General features: G+C 69.5%; 20 protein-coding genes. 11 read left to right on the top strand and 9 right to left on the bottom strand.

What is annotated here, in order from left to right; translation table 11 throughout:
• The 8 genes from EV139_RS03835 to EV139_RS03800 form a co-directional block, all read left to right on the top strand.
• The coding region (locus EV139_RS03835; RefSeq protein WP_157992979.1) for an Ig-like domain-containing protein at positions 1-1,125 on the top strand (1,125 nt) is incomplete at its 5' end.
• Positions 1,126-1,400: 275 nt separating this feature from the next.
• Positions 1,401-3,953: a helix-turn-helix transcriptional regulator gene (locus EV139_RS16205; RefSeq protein WP_272928642.1), complete on the top strand. Its 2,553-nt coding sequence runs from the start codon at positions 1,401-1,403 to the stop codon at positions 3,951-3,953.
• 345 nt (positions 3,954-4,298) lie between these two features.
• Positions 4,299-7,079, top strand: coding sequence for a right-handed parallel beta-helix repeat-containing protein (locus tag EV139_RS03825; protein WP_130453007.1), 2,781 nt, complete (start codon positions 4,299-4,301; stop codon positions 7,077-7,079).
• Between the two features lie 47 nt (positions 7,080-7,126).
• Positions 7,127-7,771 carry a hypothetical protein gene (locus EV139_RS03820; RefSeq protein ID WP_130453006.1) on the top strand — a complete coding sequence of 215 codons (645 nt, stop codon included), beginning with the start codon at positions 7,127-7,129 and terminating at the stop codon, positions 7,769-7,771.
• Positions 7,771-8,676 carry a hypothetical protein gene (locus tag EV139_RS03815; RefSeq protein WP_130453005.1) on the top strand — a complete coding sequence of 302 codons (906 nt, stop codon included), beginning with the start codon at positions 7,771-7,773 and terminating at the stop codon, positions 8,674-8,676. The genes EV139_RS03820 and EV139_RS03815 overlap by 1 nt, the downstream gene beginning before the upstream one ends.
• 227 nt (positions 8,677-8,903) lie before the next feature.
• The gene (locus tag EV139_RS03810; protein WP_130453004.1) at positions 8,904-9,722 is read left to right on the top strand and encodes an alternate-type signal peptide domain-containing protein; all 819 of its coding nucleotides are present in this window, start codon (positions 8,904-8,906) and stop codon (positions 9,720-9,722) included.
• A gap of 186 nt (positions 9,723-9,908) precedes the next feature.
• Positions 9,909-10,808, top strand: coding sequence for a signal peptidase I (locus EV139_RS03805; protein ID WP_130453003.1), 900 nt, complete (start codon positions 9,909-9,911; stop codon positions 10,806-10,808).
• 2 nt (positions 10,809-10,810) lie between these two features.
• Positions 10,811-11,782 carry a TraR/DksA family transcriptional regulator gene (locus EV139_RS03800; RefSeq protein WP_206750807.1) on the top strand — a complete coding sequence of 324 codons (972 nt, stop codon included), beginning with the start codon at positions 10,811-10,813 and terminating at the stop codon, positions 11,780-11,782.
• Positions 11,783-11,841: 59 nt separating this feature from the next.
• On the opposite strand, the gene EV139_RS03795 is transcribed toward EV139_RS03800, so the two are convergent.
• Positions 11,842-13,068, bottom strand: a complete 1,227-nt coding sequence (locus tag EV139_RS03795; protein ID WP_130453001.1) for an aminotransferase class I/II-fold pyridoxal phosphate-dependent enzyme — start codon at positions 13,066-13,068, stop codon at positions 11,842-11,844.
• Between the two features lie 71 nt (positions 13,069-13,139).
• Between EV139_RS03795 and EV139_RS03790 the strand changes: the two genes are divergently transcribed.
• Complete coding sequence (locus EV139_RS03790; protein WP_130453000.1) at positions 13,140-13,520, top strand: TIGR02611 family protein; 381 nt, start codon at positions 13,140-13,142, stop codon at positions 13,518-13,520.
• 119 nt (positions 13,521-13,639) lie between these two features.
• Here the strand turns inward: EV139_RS03790 and EV139_RS03785 are convergent, their stop codons facing one another.
• The 3 genes from EV139_RS03785 to upp all read right to left on the bottom strand — a co-directional run bounded on the left by EV139_RS03785 (position 13,640) and on the right by upp (position 16,170).
• Entirely contained in the window at positions 13,640-14,179 is a 540-nt protein-coding gene (locus tag EV139_RS03785; RefSeq protein WP_157992977.1) for a magnetosome magnetite crystal formation protein family, read from the bottom strand.
• Between the two features lie 243 nt (positions 14,180-14,422).
• Entirely contained in the window at positions 14,423-15,115 is a 693-nt protein-coding gene (locus EV139_RS03780) for a winged helix-turn-helix domain-containing protein (protein WP_130452999.1), read from the bottom strand.
• 419 nt (positions 15,116-15,534) lie between these two features.
• Positions 15,535-16,170, bottom strand: coding sequence for a uracil phosphoribosyltransferase (gene upp / locus EV139_RS03775; RefSeq protein ID WP_130452998.1), 636 nt, complete (start codon positions 16,168-16,170; stop codon positions 15,535-15,537).
• A 56-nt stretch (positions 16,171-16,226) separates the two neighbouring features.
• Here upp and EV139_RS03770 point away from each other — a divergent pair, with 56 nt between their 5' ends.
• Positions 16,227-16,661 carry a nucleoside deaminase gene (locus tag EV139_RS03770; protein WP_130453480.1) on the top strand — a complete coding sequence of 145 codons (435 nt, stop codon included), beginning with the start codon at positions 16,227-16,229 and terminating at the stop codon, positions 16,659-16,661.
• Between the two features lie 60 nt (positions 16,662-16,721).
• On the opposite strand, the gene EV139_RS03765 is transcribed toward EV139_RS03770, so the two are convergent.
• The 5 genes from EV139_RS03765 to EV139_RS03745 form a co-directional block, all read right to left on the bottom strand.
• A complete protein-coding gene (locus EV139_RS03765) occupies positions 16,722-17,816 on the bottom strand; it encodes an ABC transporter ATP-binding protein (RefSeq protein ID WP_130452997.1) in 1,095 nt (364 codons plus the stop codon).
• Positions 17,806-18,759: an ABC transporter permease gene (locus EV139_RS03760; protein WP_130452996.1), complete on the bottom strand. Its 954-nt coding sequence runs from the start codon at positions 18,757-18,759 to the stop codon at positions 17,806-17,808. The genes EV139_RS03765 and EV139_RS03760 overlap by 11 nt, the downstream gene beginning before the upstream one ends.
• Complete coding sequence (locus EV139_RS03755) at positions 18,756-19,601, bottom strand: ABC transporter permease (RefSeq protein ID WP_130452995.1); 846 nt, start codon at positions 19,599-19,601, stop codon at positions 18,756-18,758. Before EV139_RS03755 ends, EV139_RS03760 begins: the two co-directional genes overlap by 4 nt.
• Before the next feature lie 48 nt (positions 19,602-19,649).
• Positions 19,650-20,798 carry an ABC transporter substrate-binding protein gene (locus tag EV139_RS03750; RefSeq protein ID WP_130452994.1) on the bottom strand — a complete coding sequence of 383 codons (1,149 nt, stop codon included), beginning with the start codon at positions 20,796-20,798 and terminating at the stop codon, positions 19,650-19,652.
• A gap of 164 nt (positions 20,799-20,962) precedes the next feature.
• Complete coding sequence (locus tag EV139_RS03745) at positions 20,963-21,925, bottom strand: cation diffusion facilitator family transporter (protein WP_130452993.1); 963 nt, start codon at positions 21,923-21,925, stop codon at positions 20,963-20,965.
• A gap of 160 nt (positions 21,926-22,085) precedes the next feature.
• Between EV139_RS03745 and proC the strand changes: the two genes are divergently transcribed.
• Entirely contained in the window at positions 22,086-22,895 is an 810-nt protein-coding gene (gene proC, locus EV139_RS03740; RefSeq protein ID WP_130453479.1) for a pyrroline-5-carboxylate reductase, read from the top strand.
• The last annotated feature ends 57 nt before the right edge of the window (positions 22,896-22,952 follow it).

The following is a 22,952-nucleotide window of genomic DNA, read 5'->3' as shown; positions in this document are numbered from 1 at the left end:
AAGCCCCCGCACGTCGATTCGACGAACGGCGGCGAGGTCACGGGCACGGGCGATCCCGGGAACGAGATCGTGATCCGCGACCCCGACACGGGTGAGACGCTGTGCGAGACGACCGTGCGGCCGGATGGGACCTGGTCGTGTGGCCCGGTGCCGCCGGGGAGCAGCGAGGTGGTGCAGATCGATCCGGACGGCAACGAGTCCGAGCCGGTCGAGATCATCGTGGCGAAGCCCCCGCACATCGACTCGACGACGGGCGGCGAGGTGACGGGCACCGGCGAGCCGGGCAACGAGATCGTGATCCGCGACCCGGACACGGGCGAGGTGATCTGCTCCACGACGGTGCAGCCCGACGGCACGTGGTCGTGCGGCCCCGTGGGCGAGGGATCCTACGAGGTGGTGCAGATCGATCCGGACGGCAACGAGTCCGCACCGATCATCGTGGAGGTCGACCTGACGCCGCCGGACGCACCCACAGTGCAGCCCACGGACGGTGAGAGCGTGTCGGGCACCGCGGAGCCCGGATCGACCGTCAAGGTGAAGGACGCCGACGGCAACGTGCTGTGCGAAACCGTGGCGGCGCCTGACGGCCGGTGGAGCTGCACGCTCGAGCCGCCCGCGAAGAAGGGCGACCTGCTGTCGGTGACCGCGACCGACGCGAACGGCAACGAGTCTGAGGCGACGCTCGTTCGCGTCGGCGGTCCGTGGCTCGAACTGTCCGCCGAGCGGCTGCTCGCCGGTGATGTGCTCGACATTATGGGCCACGGCTTCCTGCCCAATGAGCAGGTCGCGGGGACCGTGTACTCGGATCCGGTCGGCCTCGGCACGCTGACCGCGGACGCAGATGGCGACGTCACGTTCACGTTCACCGTTCCGGAGGGCTTCGAAACGGGTGAGCACCGTGCGGTGCTCGACGGCGTCGCCTCGGGCGAGGTCAGCGAGGCGTTCACGGTGATCGCGCCGGCCACGCCGGTGCCGCCGACCCCGACGGCGCCGCCGCAGCCGGGCCTGCCGATCACCGGCGGTCAGAGCCTGCTGCTCCTCGGAGCGGCCGGGGTGCTCCTGCTCGGTGCCGGAGCCGGGATCGCCGCCCGGTCGCGCCGGTCGCGCGCGGGCTCACGCGACTAGAACAGCACGCCACGGGGTGGCCACCGGAAACCCGTCCGGCGGCCACCCCGTGGCGTGCGGCCGGGGGCCGCGCGACCAGGAAGACGAGTGACCCTTCTGAGAGCCGAGCCGGGCGGGTCACTTAGGGGTACTCAGGCGGTCAGTCGGGGGTGATCTGTGTACACACTCATATTCTGGCGAAAACTCGTGAGAACGCTTGCAGAGTACCCCCGTATCTCACTTAAATTGAGCTAAACGGGCGGCGAGTGTCTCCGCCTGGGGGGAGGCACTCACTCATGCTCCGACAGCTTGCATATCAGCCGCGGACGGAGACCGTTGAGCTGATCGTGCGGTACGCTCAGCTCGGCTTCGACGTCAACCTGGTGTCGCCTCGCGGCAACGGGGGCTCCCGCTTCTTGCGGGAGCTGCGCGACGAGTTTCAGGAATCCGGTTCGAAGGTCGTGTTCCTCCCGGAAACGGGGGAGCGGGCCACGCTTCCGAGCGCGTTTCTCGGAGTGCTGCGCGAAGCGACGAACGCGGGGCTCGCGGGGGACTCGCCCGCGGCGCTCGCGGCGCAGCTTGTGCGGGCGCTCGACGGGAAACCCCTGGTGGTGGTGATGGACGGCGAGCACAACCTCACCCCCGCGCTTACCGCGGTGCTCTCGCTGTACCGCCAGCGCGCGGCGGCGCAGGTCGTGGTGCTCACCAACGCACCGATCCCGCACAGCATGCTCCCCGGCACCGGCGTGGTGGTGCACCTGCCCGTGCTGACCCGCGAAGAGGTGCACGCGGTGCTCTACTCGCGCCTCGGCGCGATGTTCGAGACGACCTCGATTAACCGGGTGTACGCCAAGTCGGCGGGCTACATCAAGCTCGCGATCGCGATCTGCGAGATCGCCCGCCTCGAGGGCAGCCTGCAGCTCATCGACGGTTACTGGGTCGCGGTGAGCGACCTGTGGAGCGACGCGCTGATCTCAATCGCGAGCGGCTACGTCGAAGACTGCACGGATGCGCAGCGCACCGCGCTCGAGATGCTCGCACTCGTGGGGCTCACGGACGTGAGCGCGGCCGATCAGCTGATCGGGGGCGAGGTGCTCGAGGAGCTCGAGCGCTGCGCCGCCGTGACCATCGACCCCGCCGGCAAGAACCGGTGGGTCACGGTCAATCCGCCGCTGCTGAGCGAGATGTACCGCCACACGGTGCTTCCGGCGCGGCGCGAGCACCTCAGCGCGCGCATCGAGCAGGTCACCTCGTTGCGGCAGCTTGAGGCGAAATCGCAGTCGCACGAGCGCGGGATCCATGTGGCGCCAATCGACCCACTCTTCTTGCGGCTCCTCGGTGAGAAGCGCAGCGACCTGCGCGCCTCTGCGGAGTCAGACTGGGCCCGCACGCCGAGCGCCGCCACCGCGGTGAATCTCGTGCGCACGCTGGTGGTGGTCAATGCCGAGACCGACGAGATCCTGAATGCGATCGCCGCGGGACTCGCCGCGGAGGGACCAACCGACCAGCGCGTCCGCCTGATCGTCTGGGAGGCGTGGGTGCACGGGTACATTCGCGGCGACGTGGCGCGGGCGGAGCAGCTCCTGTCGCAGCGCGAGGCCGCCGGCGAGTACTGGGGGATCCTCGTCGCGGCACGGATCCGACTCCTCTCGGACGTCGCGACGGTGCCGGCCGACGCGGTCGAGCTGCTGAGCGCTACCGACGGGCTGCCGCTCGTGGCGCAGACCGAGATGTCCCGCACGCTCGCGTTCGTGTACCTCAACCGGGGGTTTCCGGATCTGGCGGCAGCGGCCCTCGAGCGCGTGTCGACCTGGTCCGACGACTACTTCCCCTACCTGCAGAACTCTATGGAGGGCTTCGTCGCCCTCGCGCGCGGCGACTTCGAGCGAGCTCGGGAGATCGCGGTGCACGGCTTCGAGCTGGCGCAGGACGAACTCGATGAGCGCTCGCTCCGCGCCCACGGGCACCTGCTGAGTCTGCTCCTGCTGGTGCGCGGACAGCACGAGGAGATCACCCGCATTCAAGACTATGTTGAGGCAATCGGGGGACTGCCGCTCTTCCCGCAGATCTCGTACCTCGGGGTGAAGGTGTGCGCGGCGACCGCGGCGAGCGAGTCTCCGCGCAGCCTGCGCAAGCTCGTGCGCGCGCTCGACGAACTCCCAGTGCCCGACGGCCCGCTGCTCGGCACGTCCCGCGCCTGGGCGCGGGCGCGCCTCCTGGCGCTTGAAGGCTCGCCCGAGGGGGCCGCGCGCGAGTGCTGGATCGGCGCGGAGGTGATGTATCAGCGCGGCGCCACGTTCGCCGCGGTGCTCGGCGGGCTGCGCTCGCTCGACTACGAGTTCGACCGCGAGCGGAACGAGCAGTTGCAGGAGTGGATGGCCCCGATGCGGAGCGAGTACGTCAACGTGTACTACGAGTTCATCGTGGCCAGGCACGAGGCGGACAGCGACCGGCTACTCGCGGTGCTGCCGCGCCTGGTGGAGAACGGCCGGGTGGGGCAGGCCGTGCAGGTCTACGACGTGGTCGCGTCGATCGCCCGGGAGCACGGCGACGAGCCGCACGCCGTGCAGATCGAGGCGCTCGAGGCCGAGTTCTTGGACACCCTCGAACCGGGCACGTACGACACTGCGCAGCAGGAGTCGGCCGGCGCCCAGCTCACCGCGCGCGAACGCGAGGTGGCAGAACTCATGGTGCGTGGGCTCACGAATCGACAGATCCAGGACGAGCTGGTGCTCAGTATCCGGACGGTCGAAAACCACGTGCATCGGCTCATGCGCAAACTCGGCGTCTCCAGTCGCCGCGAGGCGGTCGAGTGGGTACGGTCCTGGCTAGGAACTGGGATTTCTTAGCGCTCTGTCCCCGAGCGCAGGCGCGCGTCGCGCCCGCGCTCGGGGCTTTTTTGTGCTGCTCGTACCGGGCGGGATCCGCGTGTGAGAGTGCCCGATTCCCTCAAAATCGAACCCGATTCGGCTCTCACTCGCTGAGCGCCTGAGTACGTGGGGGAGCGACAACCGCGACTGAGCACGACTCAGATATGAACGACCGGTACTCAGGTCTGGCCTCAGCTTACTTACACCGCCCCCACGGGTCGCGACGAGGGTCGAGAATCGATTCTGTACAGCACACCTGTGGAGGGATTTCAGATTATGAGGCATCGGGCGACCAATGGGCGCATCGCGTTGGGTCGGCATTCAGTGCCCTCCGGCCAGAAGAAGAAGGTCCTCGGCCGGAGCGCCGCCGCACTCGTCGCAGTGCTCGCACTCCTGGCCGCCCCGCTTCTGAACGCGACCGGGGCGCAGGCCGTCACGCACACGTTCGTGGTGAACTCGCTCGACGCGACCACGGCCGCGAAGGACATCAACGTCGGCGACGGCGTCTGCGCCACCGCGGCCGGCACCTGCACCATGCAGGCCGCGCTGCAGGAAACGAACGCGCTGAACCTCCCGGCCGGTGCCGCACTGATCACGGTGGAGCCCGGCTTCACCGGCAACATCAACCCGGTGGTCGCGAGCCGCATGGACACCACCGCGGTCTCAAACTTCGACAGTGGTGCCCACTACCTCGTGACCGCGCCGGTCACGATCGACCTGAAGAACCAGGTCACCATGGAGACGCTCCTCGACTCCGCCCCGGCGATGTTCCACGTGAACGGGCCGAGCATCAACTTCCTGAACATGGACAACGTGCTCTCGGGCGAGACCTCGTACGTCATGGGCCCGAAGGCCGACGGCGTGGTCATCGACGGCGGTACCTCGCTGACGCAGCGCAGCTACGGCCCCGAGCGCTTCGTGATCTACCGCGACGGCGCCAAGAACATCACCGTGCAGAACTACCGGCTCCAGGGCTTCTACCCCGGCCAGGCGCTGTTCTACTTCAACCAGCTGTCGAGCACTCCGGTGCAGAACGTCGTGATCGACAACGTGCAGGTCACCTACACCGTCGGCGGCTACTGCAACGCCTCGGACGGCTCGGGCTGCCGCACGGACCTCATCGGGTTCTACCAGCGCGGGGCGAACGTCAACCTCGACGGCTTCACGTTCACCAACTCGTTCGTGTCGAACATCACCTCGAACGCGACCTTCCCCTTCACCACGGCGGCAGCTGCCGGCTACAGTGTCAAGGCCTCGAACATCAACATCTCGAACAACCAGTTCATCAACATGCAGGGCTCCGGCGGTTCTGGGGTGCACAACGCGTTCATCGCGCTGCCGTACGGCCCCATGGGCGGCACGAACGTGATCGAGAACAACAAGGTCACGCGCGCCACGAGCGGGCACTCGTACGCAGTGTCCTGGGCCGGCAACACCACGTCCGGCAGCGCCGGCGACCTGCGCATCTCGAACAACTACTTCAACGGCTACTCGGGCACCTCGATCTACCTCAACAACACGGGCGACGTGCTGGTCGAGAAGAACACGTTCGGCGCGCGCAGCGCCAGCCAGGCGCGGCCCGCGGTCGCGGAGGAGACTCGCGACGGCACGAGCACGCTCGTCGACAACGCGGGAACGGCGAACGGCCGGGTGAACACCTGGTACCCCTCCGCCGACGCGGCGGTGCTCACCGAGGACGTGCCCGCGGGCGCGCAGCAGGTCGAGTCCCCGCTCGCCGAGGACATCCCGGTGTGCGTTGCGACGCTCGACGTGAAGTACCCCACCGCCGGCCCGTACCCGTCGGCCACGGTCGATCTCGACCTGTACTGGACTCAGGACCGCACCGCCGAGATCTACCTCGGCCGCGTGGAGCAGGTCTCGGGTACCGACGCGAAGCTGGTGCTCGACCTGCCGGTCGGCGCGCAGAAGTTCCCGTCCACCGTGGTGGACGAGTTCGACGAGGCAACAATCGTTGACGCCGCGACCGGTAAGGCCGGCGGCTACCTCCGACTCCAGACGATCGGAAACGCGGGCACGCAGTCATCGCAGTACTCGCGGACGGTCGGCTTCAGCGGCAACTGCCGCCCGGAGCTCACCATTAATCAGGCGGACAACCAGAACGACTCGACGCTGGCGCGCGATCTCCACTACACGGTGGAGTCCTCGCTGCCGCTCGACCCGGCATCCGTGTCGGCCGCGGTCGTCGACGTCACCGCAGCCGCGGTCACCGAGACCATCGACGCCGGTCGTCTGAACCCGCGCTCGGTCGCAGTGAGCGCCGTCGAGGGCACCGCGAACAAGAAGTTCGACGTGGTGGCTCGGGTCGATGACTCGGCGAAGGTCACCGCGGCGATTGCTGCCGAAAAGGTCACGAGCACCGGCGGGCTGAAGAACGCCGCCGCTGCGAAGAGTACCGACCCGGACATCACGTTCATCAACCCGATCTCGACCAAGCCGAGCTCGTTTACGCTCGTCACCGGCGAACCCGATGGCAAGCAGTACGGGTTCTCGGTCGCCGCAGGCGCACCGACGCCGGGCGCAGACCTGAACTTCACCGGCGCGCTCGACCAGGCCGGGGTGGACAACAAGGTGAACCTGTCGACGACCAGCCCCGTGATCCCCGCTGGCAAGACCAGCTCGGACAAGGTGCGAGTCACCGCGGACGCGGGTGACGTGGTGGCGAACACGCCGGTGAGCATTGCGCACACCGTCACCTCGGACGACACGAACTACGACGGACTCGTGGTGCGTGCCACCACCGTGAAGCTGTTCTCGACCGATCCGTCGATCCGGATCACCAAGCGCGCGTTCGTCGATGTGGCGGACTCCTCGACCCCCGAGCAGGTTATGGCGACGGGCACCGAGGCGCTGAGTGGCACGCGACTCACCGACGGGCAGGCAGTCTGCTTCGTCTACCAGGTCTCTAACATCTCGGCCGACGACTGGGCCACGAAGCTTACCGACGTGACGGTCACCGACACCGACGCGCGCCTCGGCACCGACGGCGTGATCGGAACGGTCGCCGAGCTCGGCGTGGGCCAGAGCACACTGCTCTCGGCGTGCGGCTCGCTGATCCCCGTTGATACGACGGTGAGCGCTCCGTAATGAAACTTCACAACACACTACAAGCGGCAGGAAGGCGGGTGAGCGGGATGCGGTACAGAACGAAACTCATTGCTGGCGCCTCGCTCGCCGCGGTCGGCGTGGTCGCTGCCGCCAGCATGGCCGTTGCCCTCTGGAACGCGGACAGCACGTTCTCGGGCGGCACCGTCAGCTCCGGCGACCTGAACGTCGCGACGAGCGAGGGCTCCTGGGAGCAGGTCACCCCCGGGGTGACCGCCCCGGAGAGCGGCACGCTCAGCGGCGGCACCGCCGGCTTCAACACGATGCCGGGCGACGTGATCGAGATCTCGGTCCCGATCACGACCACGCTGCAGGGTGAAAACCTGAACGCGGAGCTCGCCGTCGACACGGGCGCTGGCGCGGCCAGCGACATTGAGGCCGGGATCGTCGCGGCAAGCTATCGCATCGAGGACGGCACGGGCGCACAGGTGGCGCCCGCCACCGGCGAGGCCCAGCTGGGTACGCCGGTCCGCGTCCCCGGGCTCGAGAGCTCGAACGCTGGGGTCACCGCGAACTGGACGGTCGTCGTCACGGTTGAGGTGCTCGGCGATTACCGCTGGACCGCCGAGCAGCCGATGCTCGACCTCGCATCCTGGTCTGTCGACGGAATCAACGTCGAACTGCAGCAGGTGCGCGAGGGCGACGGCTTCGTGACGGCTGGGGGTGGCGCATAATGAAGGCCCGCACTCGGAATCTGCTGATCGGCGGTTCGGTCGTCGCGCTGATGGGCGGCGCGCTCGTTGCGAACGCCCTCTGGAACGCGCAGACCGACGCCCCCGTCCCGGACTTCTCGATCGGATCCGTCAGGTTCTCGGCCGAGGAATCCCTCGACGCCGACTCCCGCACCTTCTCCGACGGCGGTGCGCCGGTGAGCGTCACCCTCCCCGGATCAAAGATCATCGAGGTGCTCGACCAGACCTCGATCGACGCGGAGCCGGTGATCTGGCGCTTCACGGCGAAGGGCACTGCGCTCGGAATCGCCGGCCTAAACTACAGCGTCGCGACCACCGAGCAGCGCACCGACGACGACGCTCACGACCTCACCTCCGGGGTGGCCAAGCCCGGCTCAGTGCTGGAGCGGACCACCATGAAGGTCTACCCGGCGGCCGCCGGCGGGGACTGCTCGGCAGTGCCCGAGACCCCCGAGCTGGCCGAGGGCGAGACGCCCAAGAACGTGTACCTGTACGACACCGTCGACGTCGAACTCCAGGCCCCCGGAGCCGCGCTCACTGGCGCGGAATCGGAGCAGGAGTGGTGCGTGGCGCTCGACTGGAACGACGTCGCTGACGGCACCTACGTCAACGACGTGCAGGTCACCGGCCTCGCCGAGGACGGCAGCTTCAACGGGGCCACCGACCGGTGGCACGCCGCGGTCGGCTACCCGCCGGCCCTGGAGCTGCTCGGCGTCTACCACAACCGCGCGCTCGCCGAGGCGACCGCGGAGGACACGACCAAGGCGCGAGCCACAGCCGACTGGTCCGCCGATGTGTACCCGGATCCGTCCGGGGAACCCGACGTGGTGATCGAGCTCGACCCGATCGTCACCAACCTCAACCCGGACGTCGACCCCCGGGACTAGCTCCCGGGCGACGGTGCCCTGAGTAGTGCGACTCATCCCCTGAGGAGAACTCAGGTGCTGCTCACTCACTACTCAGGAATAACCGGAAACTACTGAACTCGCGTTTTGGCAGCAAATCGCAGATCAAACTGAATATAGCAAGACCAACTTCCCCCATACTTGGCCGCGTCGACGAGCGCCGTCGCGGCCCCTTATCCCCCTAGCGCTCACCTACCAGGAGATAACACATGTCTGAAATGAATAACGACCAGATCATCGTCGTTAGCGAGCCGAAGAAGCGCCGTCGCGGCCTCCTGTGGGTAGCCGCAGGCGCCGCCGCCCTCCTCGCCGGTGGCTCGACCTTCGCGCTGTGGGCAGCGAACGACACCTTCTCGGGCGGCACCATCACCGCCGGTGACCTGAACCTCGTGCAGCTTGAGGACACGAGCTTCTGGGACGTGTCGAACGACCGTGTCGACGCCACCGAGACCGTCGGCGCATCCGACGGCTCGCAGCCCGGCCACAAGATCACGGACGTGAACACGTGGCGCATCGCCCCGGGCGACAAGCTCGCGGCATCGTTCGAGGCCACCGCCACGCTCGACGGCGACAACCTCGTTGCCCGCGTCGGCATCGATGGCCTGGACCAGCTGGCGAACACCATCACCGGCATGAACTACAGCTACGAGGTCTACTACGGCGACGCGCTGCTCGTCAGCGAGACCGTGCTGCCGACCACGGCTGACGCGCCGCTGCTCTACCTCTCGGCTCCCGCAGCCGGCCAGGACGAGGGCGCAGAGGACGCCACCAACGGCATCCTCGGCTCGACCGCCACGACCGTGACCGGTGTCGCCGCGCAGAGCGCTGTGTTCGGCATGCCGGCCACCACGGTTGACCTGAACGTGGTCATCTACGCGTCCTTCTACGAGGACCAGGATGGCGACTTCCGCTACCAGGACACCGACGTGACCGTCGAGGATCGCACCGACGTGCAGCTCGCCGACACGCTGGGCGACCTGACCGTCTCGCTGTCGCAGGTCCGCGACACGGGCGCGCAGTTCAGCTAACCCCGCGCCCGCGTGGGTGCCGCGCGCGGCACCCACGCACCCCGAACACCCCGCACCGCCTCCGCGGCGCGGCAGGTGCCCGCCCCTCCGCAGCGAGCGGCGGGCACCACCCCGGGTCTCGGACCGGCACCCCCGAGCGGCGCACACGCGCCCCACAAGTTTTCAGCACCTGAAGGGAGCCACAGCATGAGCGTTCGACGCCAGGTCCGCCGCCTCACCTCCCGGGGTGCGGTGAAGAGCAGCTGGTTCGAGTCGCCCTGGCGCATCGCCGGCCGCGCAGTCAGCTCCGCGCTCGTCCTCGCAGTGATCATCCTGCTGCTCGCGATCGTCGCGGTGCCGCGGATCCTGGGCGGCGACTCGTTCACGGTGCTCTCCGGCTCGATGGAGCCCACTTTCGCCCCCGGCGACGTGGTCGTTGCGAAGGGGATCAGCGAGGCAGAGGTGTGCACCGACGTCTCGGTGGGCACGATCGTCACGTTCTTCCCCAAGCCGAACGATCCCACCCTCATCACGCACCGCGTGGTGGGCAAGACGATCGGCACCTTCGACGACGGCACCAGCTGCCGCCTGATCACTCAGGGCGACGCGAACTCCTCGGTCGACGAGCCGATTTCGCCGGCGCAGGTGCGCGGCGTCTTCATGTACGGGATTCCGAAGCTCGGCTGGGCACGCCAGTGGGTCAGCGAGAACACCATGCTGGTGGTGGGGATCGCCGCCGCGGCCCTCGTGATCGCCGGACTGTGGTCCTCGTTCAAGCGCCCGCGCACCACCGTGATGACCGTGCCCCGGCCCGCAGGCCCGAGCACCCCGGCCGGGGGAGCCGCCCCGGCGCACGGCGCGGCGCGGCGCGCGGACGCCCAGGTTCCCGGCAGGGACCACGCGCTCGTCGAGCGCGAGCTCGAACTGCGTGAGCGCGAGCTCGAGCTGCGTGAGCGGGAACTCGCCTTCGCGATGCAGCGCGCGCCGCAGCAGGACGCTGCCGAGCCGAGCTTTGACACCGAGCTGCTGACCCCCGAACGTTTCCTCGGCACCGCCGACGAGGACCAGTCAAGTGAACTTCCTGCGACCAAGCGAATTGAGGCGTGATGATGTCCCCGTCTATCGACACGAGAGACCCGCGGCTGAGTGCGATCACCATCGACTCGCGCGACGGCCTGTCGTCGCGCGGCCGGGCGATCGCTTGGGTACTCGCGATCCTGCTGCTTGTCACCTCGGTGCTCGCGCTCGCGGCGGCCGACGCCCTGCCGATCTCCGGCGCGCGGGCGCAGAACACGGCGCCCGCCGCCTCTGACAGCGCGCTCCCCGAGCGCCTCGGGGGAGTTGCCTCCGACCCGTCCGCGGTGCCCGTTGACCCGAGCGTGATCGAGGCAACCTGGGACGGCCCCGCGGTGAACCTCGACTGGACCGGGGCCGAGTACGCGCGCGCCGAGACCACGTTCATTGGCGACCGCGTGGCAGCCCCGGGCGACCGCGTGGTGCGCACGCTCAACGTGGTGAACGCCGGGCCCGGTAACGGCGTCGCGACGGTCACGATCGACCTCGCCGAGGTGGTCCCCGAGGGGGCACAGAACCCCAACCTCGCTGACGACGTCACGCTGTTCTGGGACATCGCCGGGGTTTCCGGTGAGGAGCGCTTCTCCGCGCTCGTACCGGAGGGCCGCGCAAACGTCGCAGAGATCGCGGTGCCGCAGGGCGACCCCGTGCAGGTGACCGTGGGCTTCGAGATGGACGCCGCGGTGGAGACATCGCGGGCGCTCGGCGCTGACTCGACGGTGCTGAGCTTTGACGTGGGCGTTGAGCTGACGGGTGAGACCGAGCCGCCCGTGATCCCTACGCTGTCAGTGACCGGTGCCACGGGAATCCTCGCGCTGATTGGGATCGCGATCGCCCTGCTGCTCATCGGCTGGCTGCTGCTGGCGCTGCGCCGCCGCACGCACCGCTGCGATGACTGCGACCGCGAGATCGCGCGCGACGAGGAGCGGGTGGAGTACCGCGACGGGAACGGCGCGAAGCGCACGCTGTGCGCGGAGTGCAACCACGCGCCGGTCCCCACCGCGTAGGTTCTGGGGCATTCGCCGGGTCGCTCACGCCCGCGAGCGGGGACGCCCGGCCGCGGGCGTCAGTGCGTGGGGCGGGGCGTGAGCTGCGCGAGGCGCTCGATCGCGGCGAGCAGGGTCGCCTCGTCCTTCACGAAGGTGAAGCGCACCCACGACGCGAGTGCGCCGGCGGTGTCTGAGCCGGGGTGGCAGAACGCGGAGAGCGGGATGCACGCGACGCCGGCGAGTGCGGGGAGCGCGCGGGCGAACTCGGCCCCGTCTCGGACCTCAGCGGTGAAGAACGGCGACGCATCGGCGCACACGAAGTAGGTGCCGTCGGGCTCGACGAGCGAGAAGCCAGCTGCCCGCAGACCCGCGATGAGGAGATCGCGTCGGGCGGCGAGTGAGTTGCGCAGCTCCGCGATGTCGGGGTCGCCCTCGGTGAGGGCGCGAGCGATGGCGGGCTGGAACGGCGCGCCGCCCGAGTAGGTGAGGAACTGCTTGACCGCGGTGAGCGCCTCGATGAGCTCGGCGGGGCCCGTAGCCCACCCGATCTTCCACCCGGTGAGGGAGAAGGTCTTCCCCGCGGAAGAGATGGTGACCGTGCGCTCGGCCATTCCCGGCAGGGTGGCGATGGGCCGGTGCGGCCGCGCCCCGAACACCAGGTGCTCGTACACCTCATCGGTGATAACGATCGCCCCGACGCGGCGGGCCGCGGCGGCAATCGCGTCGAGTTCCGCATCGCTGAGCACCGTGCCCGTGGGGTTGTGCGGTGAGTTGACGAGGATGAGCCGCGTGCGCTCGTTCACGCGGGCCGCGAGCGCTACGGTATCCACACGGAAACCGCCCGAGCTCGGCCGCAGCGGCACTGTGACGTGCGTGGCGCCCGCGAGTGCGATCACCGCCGCGTGCGCGTCGTAGAACGGCTCAAGGGTCACCACCTCGTCCCCCGGGCCCGCGAGCGCGGTCACCGCGGCGGCCAGCGCCTCGGTGGCGCCCGCTGTGACGAGCACTTCGCGGTCTGGATCGAGCTCGATCCCGTAGTGGCGGAGCTGGTGGGCGGCGATCGCGGCACGCAGCTCCGGGATCCCGCGGCCGGGCGGATACTGGTTCGCGCCGCCTCGGATCGCGTCGACCGCGGCCTCGCGGATCCACGCCGGTCCGTCGGCGTCGGGGAAGCCCTGCCCCAGGTTTGCCGCGCCGGTCGCGTGAGCCAGCGCGGTCATTTCGGCGAAGATCGTGGGACGCGTGGTCCCGTCGGGGGCGGCGAGGCCGCTCGCCTGGGCAACGGTGCGCCACCTGGGAGTCATGCGTCAAGTGTACGAGACCGCGAGCCGATGTGTCCGGGCGATCCCCAGTTCTGCGCCGTAGGCTCGAACGCATGACGGATCCATACGCCGAGGACGCTGCGCGGGCCCACCGGCTCAGCCGCGGGTTCGGCCGCTTCGCCGCGCGGTGGCGCGAGCGGATCCGGCGCAGGCCCTGGCTCAACACCGTCTACCGAGTGCTCGTGACCACCCTCGGCGTGCTCGTGGTGGTGGTGGGGCTGATCCTCGTCCCGCTGCCGGGTCCCGGCTGGCTGATCGTGTTTATTGGCCTGACGATCCTGGGCACCGAATTTCACTGGGCGCGGCGGCTGCTGGGCTGGCTCAGGCGGGTGCTCGCGCGGTTCTGGGAGCGCTGGAACACCTGGCGCGCTGCGCGCCGTGCGCGCCGCGAGGCACGCGGGGAGCGCCGCGAGGGCGGCACCGCAACACCCTAGTCGCGCTCCGGTGAGAAGCCTGGGCCGGGACACGGACGAAGCCCCGGGGCACAGCGCAGGCGCCGGGAAACGACGCAGGGCCCGGGCCGAAGCCCGAGCCCTGCGTGCCGCGCCACAGACTACTTGACGAGCGGAATGTTGAAGATGAAGCCCGGCTGCTCGCCGCGACGGTAGTTCTCGGGAGCCTTCGCCGCCGCGATGATGTGGAAGATGAACAGCACGAGCGAGCCGATGCCGAGGATGACCGCGAGGAAGCCGCCCAGGAACGGGATCGCCCCGAGGATCCAGGTCGCGATCACCACGCCGACGCGCAGCAGCGAGAAGTTGAGGTTGTCGCGGTGGTAAGCGTACGCCTGCTGGTTGCCCTTGTCCTTCTCGATGAGGAAGAAGATGAGCGCCGGGATCCAGGTGAAGAACACCGAGAGCCAGTAGTTCAGCGTGACATTGCTCACCGGATCGGCGATGGGCTGCTGGTACCCGAGCGGGGGCTGCTGGTAGCCGCCGGGCGGCGGGGCCTGGTACTGGCCCGCGGCGGGCGGTGCCGTGTACTGCGGGGGCTGCACCGGCTGCTGTGGGGCAGCGTACTGCGGCGGCTGCACGGGCTGCTGCGGTGCTGTGTACTGCGGTGCCTGCGGCGGCACGGGGGCCTGCGGGGGCACCGGTGCCTGCGGCGGCTCCGTGGGGGCGGGTGCGGGATCGGCCGGGGACCCGGTCGCCGGCTCATTGCCGACGGGCTGGCCGTCCTGTCCTTCGGGGGGGCAGCGTGCTCATGGGGATCTCCTCTGCAGATTGATCTGTATACGACGTTACCGCAGGCGCCCCACTCAACGGTAGTCACTCGTCGCGGGACTTCCAGGTCACGGACAGAGTCTTGCGCGCGACGGGGGCGGTATTCGTGCGGCTTAGAAGACGTCCGGGCTGGGGCCGGCCGTGTGCAGGATCGACACGTCGGCGTGCCGGTCGAAGCGGTAGCCGGTGCCGCGCACCGTGCGCACGATGTCCTGGTACTGAGCGAGCTTGACCCGCAAGCGGCGGATGTGCACGTCGATGGTGCGCTCGCTCGGGGTGTCCTCCTCGGACGCGTCGTGCCACAGCGCGGTGATCAGCTCGTCGCGGCTCACGGTGCGGCCCTCGCGCAGCACGAGGTACTGCAGCAGCTCGAACTCACGGAAGGTGAGCGCCGCGGCAACGTTGTCGAGGAGCACGCGCTTGCGGGAGAGGTCGAGGACGACGCCGCTCGCGGCGCGATCCTGATCCGCGGCGTCGTGCTGCTTCTGGCGCGCGTGCGCGGCGGGGTCGCCGAGTGCGAGGCGCACGACGTCGACGTCGCGGCCCCCGGTGCCCTCGGGGGCGAGCGCCACCGCGGCGTAGGTCTCGGCCGCGGGGGCCAGCTGGGCGACGAGCTGCTTGATCTGCGTGACGATCGCGCCGAGGCGGGGATCGGTGTCGGCGATCTTGTCGTCGGCGAGGCCGACATAGAGTGCGAAGCCGCGCACCTCGGTGCCCTCGGGGACGTTGCGTTCCGGGGCCGGCTGGGCGGGAAGCAGCGAGGTGAGGTCGGGGCGAGCTGAGCGAAGGGTCTGCGTGGTGGTCATGATGATGTCCTTGACTGTCGTTCCGCGTGGCGGAAAGCCTCCCGCGATATCGCGGTGGCGTGAATGCTGTGCGAGCGAGCCGAGCGGCTCAGAAGCTCACGGGGAAGCGGTTCCGAGAAGTGGAAGCGCTGCGATACACCAGACGTACGTGCGGTCTAGATGCACATTCGACAGCGCATGACTCCCTGACCGGCCATCATCATGCCGGTGTTCCCAAAGTTCACCTCGAAGGCGGACCGGGGACGAATGGTGTCATGCATAAGGGACAGTTAAGCAAAACATTGCGTCGCGTGTCAAGCGATGCGGCCTGATCGCGCCAGAACACAGCACAAGACCCCGCGCGATGACGCAGCGGGGTCCTGTGGCGGGGCGGGGAGCTCTGCGTCTGCGGGACGCCGCACCCCCCCCCACGGTGTGGGCTAGTACGCGGTGCCGTAGAGCCGGTCGCCGGCGTCGCCGAGGCCGGGAACGATGTAGGCGTGCTCATCGAGCCCTTCGTCGAGTGCGCCGAGCACGAGCGTGACGTCGCGGTCTCCGGCGGCCTGGCGGATCGCCTCGACGCCCTCGGGGGTGCCGAGCACGCAGATCGCGGTCACGTCGTCGGCGCCGCGCGCGAACAAGAACTCAATCGCGCCGGCGAGCGAGCCGCCGGTCGCGAGCATTGGATCGAGCACGAAGCACTGGCGCCCCGCGAGCGACTCGGGAAGGCGCTCGGCGTAGGTGGTGGGCTGCAGCGTCTCCTCGTCGCGCACCATGCCGAGGAAGCCGACCTCGGCGGTGGGCACCAGCTTGACCATGCCCTCGAGCATGCCGAGGCCGGCGCGCAGGATGGGGACGATGAGGGGGAGCGGCTCGCTGAGCCGCACGCCCGTGGTGGGTGCCACGGGCGTCTCGATCTCGTGCGGCTCGACCCGCACCTCGCGCGTCGCCTCGTAGGCGAGCAGGGTCATGAGCTCCTCGATGAGAAGCCGGAACGTGGGCTGCGGCGTCTTCGCGTCGCGGAGCACCGTCAGCTTGTGGGTGATCAGGGGATGGTCCGCAACGAAAACTCGCATGCGCCTATTCTATTCCCGTGCCCACCATCCCTCCATCCCCCGCCGACATCGCCGCGATGCATCTCGCCCTCGCGGAGGCGCGTCGCGCCGCCGCCGCGGGCGAAATCCCGGTGGGCGCGGTGCTGCTCGGGCCAAGCGGGGAGGTGCTTGGCGCCGGCCACAACGCCAGGGAAACCACCCCCGATCCGAGTGGACACGCCGAGGTGCTCGCGATCCGCGCCGCCGCGGCCGCGCTCGGCGACCGGATTCTCGACGGCTGCACGCTCGTGGTCACGCTCGAGCCGTGCGTCATGTGCGCCGGGGTGATTCTCGCCGCGCGGATCCCGCGTGTCGTGTTCGGTGCGTGGGACGAAAAAGCCGGCGCCGTGGGGAGCGTTTACGATCTGCTGCGCGACGGCCGCCTCCCTTCGCCCGTGCCCGAGGTGAGCGCCGGCGTGTGCGAGGCGGAGAGTGTCGAGCTGCTGCGCGACTTCTTCGCGGACCGTCGCTAGCGCCGAGCGTCTCACGCCCGCGCCGGACTCACGCGCCCCCGCACCGCCGGGCCCCCGCGCCTAGATGCGAGGGGCGACCGTCACGGCCTCCGGCGCAAAGGCGACCGCCACCCGCTCGCCCGCGCGAAACTCGGCCTCTGAGCCGTGCTGGGCGGCGAGGGTGCTGCCGTCGGCGAACTGCACCACGGTGCGTCGGATCGGTCCGAGGAAGCCGCTCGAGAGCACCACGGCGGCGTCGGCGCCGTCCGCTCCGGCGCCGTTCCCCGCGGCACCGAGGCGCACATGCTCGGGCCGCACATACGCCGTGACGCGCGCCCCGGCGACCCCCGTGAGACCGGACGGGGTGGCGAGCACAGGGAGCTCGGCGCCGTGCACCAGCACGCGCTCGCCCGAGAGCTCGCCGTCAATCCGATTTGAAAGGCCCACGAAGTCGGCGACGAACGACGAGGCCGGGCGCCGATAGAGCTCCTCCGGGGTGCCGAGCTGCGCAATCCGTCCCGCCTCCATCACGGCAACGCGGTCGGAGATCGCGAGCGCCTCTTCCTGGTCGTGGGTGACGAACACGCAGGTCATCCCGAGCTCGGTCTGGATCGCGCGGATCTGCTCGCGCAGCCTGACTCGCACCTTGGCGTCGAGCGCGGACAGCGGCTCGTCGAGCAGCAGCGCCCGCGGCCGCGTGACGAGCGCCCGTGCGAGCGCGACGCGCTGCTGTTGTCCCCCGGAGAGCTCGTGCGGGAAGCGCTCGGCGAGGTGCGAGAGGCCCACGATCTCGAGCATCTCGCCGACCCGCGTGCGCCGCTCCGCCTTCGCTACGCGGCGCATATCGAGGCCGAACTCCACGTTCTTCGCCACGCTCAGGTGCGGGAACAGTGAGTACTGCTGAAACACCATCCCGATGTCGCGGCGGTGTACCGGCACATCCGTCACCTCCTGGCCACCGATCCGCACCCGACCGGCAGACACCGCTTCCAACCCGGCGATGCAGCGCAGTGCGGTGGTCTTGCCGCAGCCGGACGGACCGAGCAGGCAGAGCAGCTCGCCGGGGTCGAGCGCGAGGTCGACGCCGTGCAGCACGGTGGTGGAGCCGTAGGTCTTCGTGACGCCCTCGAGCGCGACCGACTGGCCTGCGGTGGTGGGTGCGTGATCAGCTGGCACTGGGTGCCTCCTCGGAGGAACTGGGTGATGCGGTGAGTGGGGGAAGGGCGCCGCGGGAGTTTGGCAGCGGGCGATTCAGTGGCAGGGCGCCGTGGGCGGCGGCGACCGCCGCAGCGGTCGGATCCGGGTCGGGGCCGCGGCCCCGCGTGCGCCGCTGCGGCGGGCCGCCCGTTGCGCTCACGATGAGCAGCACGACGAAGACGCTGACGAGCGACAGCAGCGACACCGCGACCGCGATGAATGGATCTGCCTTCGAGACCTGCAACAGCGCGGTCTGCAGCGTGATCCGGTTGAGGAGGGACGACACGGTGAACTCGCCCAGCACGATCGCGATGGTGAGGAGCGAGGCTGCCAGGAGTCCGCGGCGCACGCCGGGAGCGATAATGCGCACGAGCACCGTGCCCCAACCGGCGCCGAGCGAGCGTGCGGCCTCGGCGCGCACCCGCGCGTCGATTCCCGAGAGGTCGGCCACGATCGCGCGGTACGCGAAGGGCAGCACGAGCACGCCGTAGGCGAAGCACAGCGTCCACACGCCCGATCCGACCGTCTGTCCAATCACGCGGTAGATCGGGGCGAAGCCAACGACGAGTACGATCGCGGGGATCGCGATCGGCAGCACGGTGAGCAGATCGAGCCAGCGCTGCAGCCGCGGGAAGCGCAGGTGCACGAGCACGATGGTCGGGAAGAACACGAGCAGCACGAGCGCGAGTGTGAGCACCGCGAGCAGCGCCGAGTTGCCCACCCCCTCGAAGAGCACACGGTACTTGCGCTCGTTCGCCGGGTCGAAGAGCGCGACCCAGTGCTCGGCGCCGTAGCCGCCCTCGGCGCGGCGCAGCGTAAACTCGAGCATCGCGAGGAGGGGCACGATGAAGGCGGCACCGATCACGCCGATCACCGTGCGCGCGATGGCGGGAGACGGCCGGCCCGGCGTGCGGGCGCTCATCGCTGCCACCGGGCCGCGCGGCTCATGAGCCGGCCGTACGCGAGCATCACCACGGTCATCACCACGACCATGCCGAGCGCGAGCACGCCCGCGCTCGAGGCCTGGCTGGCACCCGTCTCGCCGATGAGCGCCGCGCGGATCTGCAGCGGCACGATTTGCGAGCCCTGACTGATCAGGGCCGCCGCGGTTGCGTACGACGAGAACGCGTTTGCGAAGAGCAGCAGGAGTGAACCGAGGAATGCCGGAGCGAGCACCGGGAGGCCGACGCGCCGCCAGTACGCGCGGCTCGTGCCGCCGAGCGTGGCGACCGCCTCTGACCAGTCGGGGCGCAGCGCTGTGACGGCCGGGAGGAACGTGATGACCATGAGGGGGACCTGGAAGTAGAGGTAGGGCAGGATCAGGCCGGGCAGCTCGTAGAGCCAGACACCGCCGGCGAAGATGTCGATCCCGAACTGCTCGCGCAGGATGACGGTGACGACGCCCTGGATGCCGATCGTCGCGATGAAGGCGAACGCGAGCATCACGCCGCCGAACTGGGCGAGCACCGAGCTGGCGGCGTCGACGACGCGGCGCAGCGGGCCCGCCTCGGGGAGTGCGGCGAGCGCCCAGCAGAGCACCGCACCGACCGCGGCGCCCACAACCGCGGTGAGCGCGCTCACCCACACGCTCGCGCCGAACGCGGAGAGCGTGTTCGGCTGCGTGAGTACCGCGAGGCCGTCGAGGGTGAATCCGTCCTGGCCGGCGAAGCCGCTCGCGATAGCGAGCAGCGTGGGCACGGCGAGGAAGAGGAGGACGTATGCGACGAACGGCGTGAGGCCGAGCGCCGGGGCGATGCGTTTCATGTGAAACGGCGGAGCGGGGTGCGGATCGCTCCGCACCCCACCGGCCGGCTACTTGACCGCGGTCGCCCAGCGCTCGGCGAGGAGCGCGTTCGCGGCGTCGGTCTCGTCTTGCGTGGGGGACACCCAGTCGGCCGAGTCGGTGCCGAAGGTGGCCTGCTCAATGAGCTTCGCGTCGGCGGTGCCGGCCTCGGTCAGCGCGTCGACGCGAACGGGAACCGCGTTAGCGTCGAGGAACATCGCCTGCACCTCGTCGGAGAAGATCCACTCCTGCCACAGGCGAGCGGCCGCGGGGTTCGGCGCGTCCTTGTTGATCGCCTCGTTGTAGAACGAGACGTAGGTGGGTCCGTCGAGCACCGTCGTGGTCCAGCTGGGCTTGTCCGCGGCTGCCGCGACGTTGTTGAACGACCAGTCGAACACGACCGGGGTCTCGCCGGAGGCGATCGTGGCCGGCGTGGGGTCGAGCGACAGGAAGTTGCCCGCGGTGCGCAGCTCGGCCATGAAATCGATGCCGGGTCCGAAATCGTCGACACCGCCGCCGTTGAGCGCGGCGATCGAGCCGACCGCCGCGAACGCCGCGCCGGCCTGAGTCGGATCGCCGTTCAGCGCGACCGCGCCGGAGTAGTCGGTGCCCAGCAGATCCGTGAGTGCCTTCGGCTCGGGCAGCTTGTCCGCGTCGTAGCCGATCGACATGATCCCCGAGTAATTGTTCACCCAGAGGCCCTCGGGGTCTTTGTTCTCCGCGGGGATCGAGTCCCAGGTCTCAACCTGGTAGGGCGCGAAGTAGTCGGTGCTCTCGAGCGCGACCGCGGCGCCCAGGTCGAACACGTCGGGCGCGGTGTCCTGCCCCTTGAGGTTGTCCGCCGCCTGGATCTCCTCGGCGCTCGACGCGTCGGGGGAAGCCGAGTTCACGGTGATGTCGTACTTTTCCTCGAAGCCGGCGATGATCTCGCCGTAGTTCGCCCAGGTCTCGGGAAGGGCGATGACGTTGAGCTGCCCCTCCTCCTCCGCGGCCGCGACGAGGGCGTCGAGGCCACCGAAATCTGCGGCGCTGGTGGCGGTTGCAGCGTCGACGGCCGCGGCCCCGGCATCGCCGGACCCGGTATCGGCCGCCCTGCTGGTGGAGCAGGCGGCGAGGCCGCTGATCAGGAGCGCGGTCGTGACGAGCGTCGCCGAGCGCAGGAGTGCGCGAGAGGTCACTGGTGTTCCTTCCGGAGGTGTGAACGGATCGCCGGTGCGGCGCGTGCGGCTGCCACCGTGGTGGCGCCGATCCGATCCAACGCTAGGGAAGGCTGATTTCCGCCAGGGAGCGCGAGAGTGCCCTGCGGGTGAACGGTGAGTGAAGCGCTGATGCGCCGACGGCGCTAGTCGCTCGAGAGCATCACGATCGAGCTCGTGGTCGGCTGCGCGGCGTTTGGATCGAGGTAGACATCCGGCTCAAGATAGATGATCCGCGCGGCCGGCACCGCCTCGCGAATGCGGCGCTCCGCGAGGTTGACGATCATCGAGACCTCGTTCATGGTGCGCTCGGGGGCGAGGCTGATCTTCGCGCCGATCATGAACTCGTCGGGGCCCACGTACAGGGTCTTCATGTGGATGATGCGGTCGATGTCGTGCGACTTCAGGAGCGCGGCCTCGATCTTCGCGACGTCCTCATCGCTCGCGCCCTCGCCGACGAGCAAGCTCTTCACCTCGGTGCCGATGATGATCGCGACGCCGATCAGCAAGACGCCGATCGCGATCGTGGCGATCCCGTCGAACAGGCCGTTGCCCGTGAGCACGGTGAGTCCCACGCCGAAGAACGCGAGCACGAGGCCGACGAGTGCGGCGACGTCTTCAAGCAGCACGACGGGCAGCTCGGGGGCCTTCGAACGCCGAATGAACTGGAACCAGCTCGAATCGCCCTTGTGCGGACGGCTCTCGCGCACCGCGGTGCGCAGGGAGAAGCTCTCGAGCACGATCGCGATGACGAGCACCAGTAGCGGCAGCCACCACATCTCGAGCGGGTGCGGGTTCTGGATCTTCGAGACGCCCTCGTACACGGAGAACACACCGCCGATGGAGAACAGCACGATCGCCACCACGAATGCGTACACGTAGCGCACGCGACCGTAGCCGAACGGGTGCTCCTTGTCGGCCGCCTGCTTCGCGCGGCGCCCGCCGAGCAGCAGGAGGAGCTGGTTGCCCGAGTCAGCGAGCGAGTGGACGCCCTCCGCGAGCATCGAGGACGAGCCGGACAGGGCCCACGCGATGAACTTGGTGATCGCGATACCCATGTTTGCAAGGAACGCCGCGATAATCGCCTTGCTTCCGCCTGTCGCGCTCATGTCAGATGCCTCCAGCCGAGAGTCGAACCTATCTGCGCCAGTCTACGGGGCGGGGGTCGCCGAACCCGCTATATCTCCCAGCGCGGCGGACGGGAGCTCCTACACTGGGCGAGTGAGCGAAACAACGCAGTCCCCGCAGCCCACCCTTCCGCAGACCGCCATGCTCGGCGTTGGCTCGATGGGGGGTGCGATCCTCACCGGGTTGCGCGCCCCCGAGGTGCAGATCGTGCGCCCGATCGCCGTGACCACCAAGTCGGCCGCGAGCGCGGCGAAGTTTGCGGGTGCCGCCGATGTGACCGCCGCGGCGACCGACGACGACGCGGCGGCGAACCGGCGCGCGGTGGCGGGGGCGGGCCTGGTGGTCCTCGGGGTGAAGCCCTGGCTGATCGTCGACACGGCGCGCGAGATCGCGGACGCGCTTGCGCCGGGTGCGATCGTGGTGAGCGTGGCCGCCGGAGTGTCGACCGCCGCGATCGAGGCGGTGCTCCCCGCCGGGGTCGCCGTGGTGCGCGCCATGCCCAACACCCCGTCCCACATCGGCCTGGGGGTCACGGGGATCGCCGCCGGGGCGACCGCCGACGACGCGCAGCTTGAGCTGGTGCGCCGCCTGTTCGAGACCGTCGGCTCGGTGCTCGTGGTTCCGGAGGAGCAGATCAACGCGGTCGGTGCGGTGTCCGGATCGGGCCCGGCGCACGTGTTCCTCTTCGTCGAGGAGATGATCGCGGCGGCTGAGCGGCTCGGATTTGACGCCGCGGCGGCGCGCGAGCTGGTGCGCCAGACCGTGCTCGGCTCGATCGAGCTGATGCGCACCACGGGCGAGGACCCGGCGCAGCTGCGCCGCAACGTGACGAGCCCCAACGGCACCACCGAGCGCTCGGTCGCCGTGCTCCAGGAGGGCGCGTGGGGTGAGCTGTTCGATCGCGCGTTCGCCGCGAACATCCGCCGCTCCGAGGAGCTCCAGGGGTCCTAGTCGCCCGGCCGGGCGGCGGCGCTCCGGGGAGGCAGGCTCTGCCTCCCCGGAGCGCCG

The organism is Leucobacter luti (genome assembly GCF_004217175.1).
Taxonomy (GTDB): domain Bacteria; phylum Actinomycetota; class Actinomycetes; order Actinomycetales; family Microbacteriaceae; genus Leucobacter; species Leucobacter luti.
This window is presented reverse-complemented; position numbering and strand designations above follow the sequence as displayed.